Source organism: Desulfovibrio sp. 1214_IL3152, assembly GCF_036763055.1.
Lineage (GTDB): Bacteria > Desulfobacterota > Desulfovibrionia > Desulfovibrionales > Desulfovibrionaceae > Desulfovibrio.
The window spans coordinates 1-4,584 of sequence record NZ_JBAIYW010000563.1 but is presented as its reverse complement, the minus strand read 5'-3'; the positions used below and the strand labels follow the sequence as shown (position 1 = coordinate 4,584).

The following is a 4,584-nucleotide window of genomic DNA, read 5'->3' as shown; positions in this document are numbered from 1 at the left end:
CAGTTGCGGCGCACGTGGCATTCGCCGCCGGGCAATGTCTACGCGGCCCTGCGTTTGCCTTTGGAAGCGCCTTTTGACGGGTCGGCTGCGGCTCCGGCTGCGGCCCTTCTGCTGGCGGGCAGCCTGCGGATGCTTGGCTGGCCCGTGCGGCTCAAGTGGCCCAACGACATTGGTCTGGAAGGCAAGGACGGGCAGCCCCGCAAACTGGCCGGCATTTTGCTTGAAGAGCGTGGGGGCGTGCTGCTGGCGGGCATGGGCATAAACGTGACCTTTGCGCCTCCCGCAGCGGCCCTGCGGACCGGTGCAGCTATGGAGGCCACCTGCCTGAAAAGCTCCCCGGGGGGAGCAGGGGGGGGGTATATTTCTACAGCTGAAGCCATATGGCAACAGCTTGTAAAGCGCATGTATTCGGCATATATTCACTGCCACTCTTTTTCCGGGCAGTGGAAAAACCACGCGGATGATATTTTGCTCTGGCGTGGAAAAAATGTGGAACTGCGTGACGATGGACGTATTGTGCGCGGTTGGCTGGCGGGCCTTGGCCCGGCAGGCGGCCTTTGTCTTAACCACAACGGGCGGTTTGAGGAATTTTTCAGCGGGAGTCTTCTGCTTACCGGCAGAGCAGCAGTAAAGGGTTAAAGGGCATGGGCAACAAGACATTCTCGGAAGTGCAGGATTTTCTGAAGGGCAAGGTAATACTGGTTGCCAACCGGGGCATTCCGGCCCGGCGGATTTGCCGTTCCATTCGCGAGCGATTTGACGCCGTAGCGGCCATGACAGCGACCGATGTGGATAAAACAGCCCCTGCGGCCTCCACCGCCCAGGAACTGGTTCTGCTTGGTGCGGATCCACGCGCCTATCTTGATATTGACAATATCATTGCCAAAGCCCGGCAGCGGGGCGTGGTGGGCATTCACCCCGGCTGGGGCTTTGCCTCGGAAGACACGCGCTTTCCCGCGCGGTGCAAAGAGGCGGGCATTACCTTTATCGGGGCCACAGCCGAAGCCATGAACCTGCTCGGCAACAAGGTGCAGGCGCGTGAAGTGGCGCGCAAGCTCGGCATTCCCGTTGTGCCCGGTTCTGACGGCGCGGTGGATATTCCCACGGCCAGGCAGCTTATCAATGAAATGGGTCTGCCCATCATGCTCAAGGCTGAGGGCGGCGGCGGCGGACGCGGCATTTTTGCCATTCATAATGAGGCAGAGCTTGAGGACGCCTTTTTCAAGGCTTCCACCATGGCTCAGGCGTCTTTCGGCAATCCGCGCCTTTTTGTGGAAAAATTTCTTGCCGATGTGCGTCACATTGAAATTCAGGTCATTGCCGACATGTACGGCAATGTCTTTGCCTTTGACGAACGCGACTGCACCGTGCAGCGCAACCACCAGAAGCTGATTGAAATCACCCCTTCGCCCTGGTCGGGCATTACCCGCAACCTGCGCGAACGCCTCAAGGACTATTCCCGCCGCCTGGTGCGCGCCGTGGGCTACCACAGCCTTGCCACGGTGGAGTTTCTGGTTACCCCCGACGGCACGCCGTATCTTATTGAAGTCAACACCCGCCTTCAGGTGGAGCACGGCATCACCGAATGCCGTTACGGCATCGACCTTGTGGAAGAGCAGATCGCCGTGGCCTTCGGCGCGGAACTGCGCTATCGCGAAGAAAACCTGCGGCCTTCCTATTGCGCCATGCAGGTGCGCATCAACTGCGAAAATCCGCAGAACAACTTTGCGCCCAACTCCGGCCTTATCTCGCGCTACGTGTCGCCCGGCGGCCCCGGTGTGCGTCTGGACTCGAATATCAGCGCCGGATACGAGTTTCCCGCCAACTATGACTCGGCAGGGGCCTTGCTCATCTCCTACGCCCACGACTGGGAAAAAACCCTGGGCATTATGGAGCGTGCGCTCAGCGAGTATGTCATCGGCGGCATCAAGACGACCATTCCTTTCTACCGTCAGGTCATAAAGAATCCTCTGTTCAGACAGGGCAACATCAATACCAACTTTATCGCCGACCATCCCGAGCTTATGGTCTACACCGACCTGGCCCCGGAGGGGGAGCGCCTTTCAAAGCTGGTGGCCGAGATATCCGCCAAGGGGTACAATCCTTACGTCCAGCTTGGCGAATACCGCTCCGACACCACGCCCTGTCTCGGTCCCTTCGAGCCGGTGCTGCCCGCCATCACGTCCGCCCAGCGGCGGCAGCCCTCGCCCTATCCGCAGGGCGACCGGCTGGCTACGCTGGACTATATCCGCGATTCGGGCATGGTGCATTTTACCGACACCACACCGCGCGATTTTACCCAGTCCAACTCCGGCAACCGCTTCCGTCTGGCGGAAGACAGGCTCATTGGCCCGTATCTGGACAATGTGGGGTATTTTTCCATTGAGAACGGCGGCGGAGCGCATTTTCATGTGGCTATGCTGGCAAACATGACCTACCCCTTCACCGAGGCGAAGGAGTGGAACCGCTTTGCGCCCAAAACCATGAAGCAACTGCTGGTGCGTTCCACCAACGTGCTGGGCTATACGCCGCAGCCGCGCAACCTTATGCGCAAAACAGGCGAAATGATTTGTGATTATTACCAGATCATTCGCTGTTTCGACTTCCTGAACCATGTGGAAAACATGCGGCCCATCGCCGAAGTGGTCATGGACCGCAAGGACGTCATCTTCCAGCCCGCCATTTCTCTTTCCTGGGCCAGGGGCTTTGACGTGCCGCACTACCTGGGCGTCACCGAGGCCATGCTGCGCATGGTGGCCGATATTATGGGGGTGGACCCCAAAACGGCATCGCGGCACATTATCCTGGGCCTCAAGGACATGGCTGGTGTATGCCCGCCGCGCTTCATGACCGAGCTTGTCACAGCCATTCGCAAAGCCTGGCCCGAGCTGGTGCTCCACTATCACCGGCACTACACGGACGGGCTTTTTGTGCCGTCCTGCGGTTCGGCAGCCAAGGCTGGCGCGCATATCATTGATGTCGGTCTGGGGTCCGCCGTGCGTTCCTACGGTCAGGGCGACGTGCTGGCTACCATGTCCTATATTGAGGACGAACTGGGCCTCCAGTGCAGTCTGGACAAAAACGCCATCCGCGCCGCCAACTTTGTGTGCAAGCAGATCATGCCCTATTACGACCGCTACTGCGCGCCGTACTTTCAGGGCATTGACTATGACGTGACCCTGCACGGCATGCCCGGCGGGGCCACCTCTTCCTCGCAGGAAGGGGCCATGAAGCAGGGCTACATCCATCTTTTGCCCTACATGCTCAAATTCCTTGAAGGTACACGCCAGATAGTGCGCTATCACGATGTGACCCCCGGCTCGCAGATCACCTGGAACACGGCATTTCTGGCGGTAACCGGCGCGTGGAAGCGCGGCGGCGAAGACGAAGTGCGTTATCTGCTTGAGGTGCTTGCCGAAGTGACGCGCACCCCCGAAGCGGAACTTTCGCAGGAAATGCGCAAGGCCCGTCTGCACATCTATCGCGATTGCAATGACGCCTTCCGCAATCTTCTGCTGGGCAAGTTCGGCAAGCTGCCCCTGGGCTTCCCCGCTGACTGGGTGTATATGAGCGCTTTTGGGGCGGAATGGAAAAATGCCATTGCCGGCCGCACCGAGGTTTCGCCTCTTGAAGCCCTGCCGGACCTCAATCTGGCGGCGGAAGAAAAGGCCTGCGCGGATATTCTCAAGCGTGAGCCCAATGCGGAAGAATTCGTGCTTTATCTCAATCATCCGGCTGATGCCCTCAAGACCATACAGTTCAAGGCAAAGTTCGGTGATCCCAACAATCTGCCCCTGCATGTATGGTTTGAAGGGCTCAAGGCCGGGCAGGACCTGTACTTTAACGACAGCAGCGGCAAGCCCCACCACCTGCTTTTGCTGAGCATATCCTCGCCCAATGATGCGGGAATATCCATCTGCCGCTATGTGCTGGATTCTGAATTCATGAGTTGCGAGGTGCAGGTGCGCCAGCCTGTGGGTACGGCCGCCAAGGGCGCGCTCATGGCCGACCCCGCCAACCAGTATCATGTGGCCGCGCCCAGCAACGGCGACCTGTGGGTCATGTATGTGCATCCCGGCGATGTGGTGAAAGCCGGGGAAGAACTGTTCAACGTGTCCATCATGAAGCAGGAAAAGGCTGTGCTCGCCCCTGTGGACGGCATGGTCAAGCGCGTGCTGAAAACCGCTGACTTCAAGGAAAGCAAGCAGATGGTTTCAGTGCGCGAAGGCGAGCTTATTGTGGAACTGGGGCCTGTGCCGCGTATCTGCGCCAATGAGGCCTGCGGTCAGCCCATTCCGCTTGAGAACATCTCATTCTGTCCCCATTGCGGCTCGCGGATGAGCTAGCCGTATTGATGCCGCATCTTGCGGTTTTGTCTGCGCCGTCCCTGTTGCGGGCGGCCGGACAAAGCCGCCGCAGCCGCAAAACCCGCCAGCCCCGCAACAGAGCTGGCGGCCAGAGCAATTTCACTTTGAAATTGCTCTGGCGACTGCGCGAGCAGACGCCCGCCGCGAAGGCGTAAGCGCAATTTATTTGCGCGGTTAAACGCCGAAGCGAGCGTGTTTTAAACTTTGAAAATGTATA

General features: G+C 59.1%; 2 protein-coding genes. Both read left to right on the top strand.

Annotated features, from left to right (window positions below):
• Positions 1-639, top strand: a 639-nt coding sequence (locus tag V6C07_RS11845) for a biotin--[acetyl-CoA-carboxylase] ligase (protein ID WP_333536686.1), incomplete at its 5' end; no start/stop codon positions are given.
• Between the two features lie 5 nt (positions 640-644).
• Positions 645-4,346 (top strand): pyruvate carboxylase, encoded by a 3,702-nt coding sequence (locus V6C07_RS11840; RefSeq protein WP_333536685.1) that lies wholly within the window; start codon positions 645-647, stop codon positions 4,344-4,346.
• Positions 4,347-4,584 lie beyond the last annotated feature (238 nt).

Excerpts from the sequence above, each read along its gene's own strand:
- V6C07_RS11840 (WP_333536685.1), top strand. The coding sequence starts at position 645 with ATGGGCAACAAGACATTCTCGGAAGTGCAGGATTTTCTGAAGGGCAAG.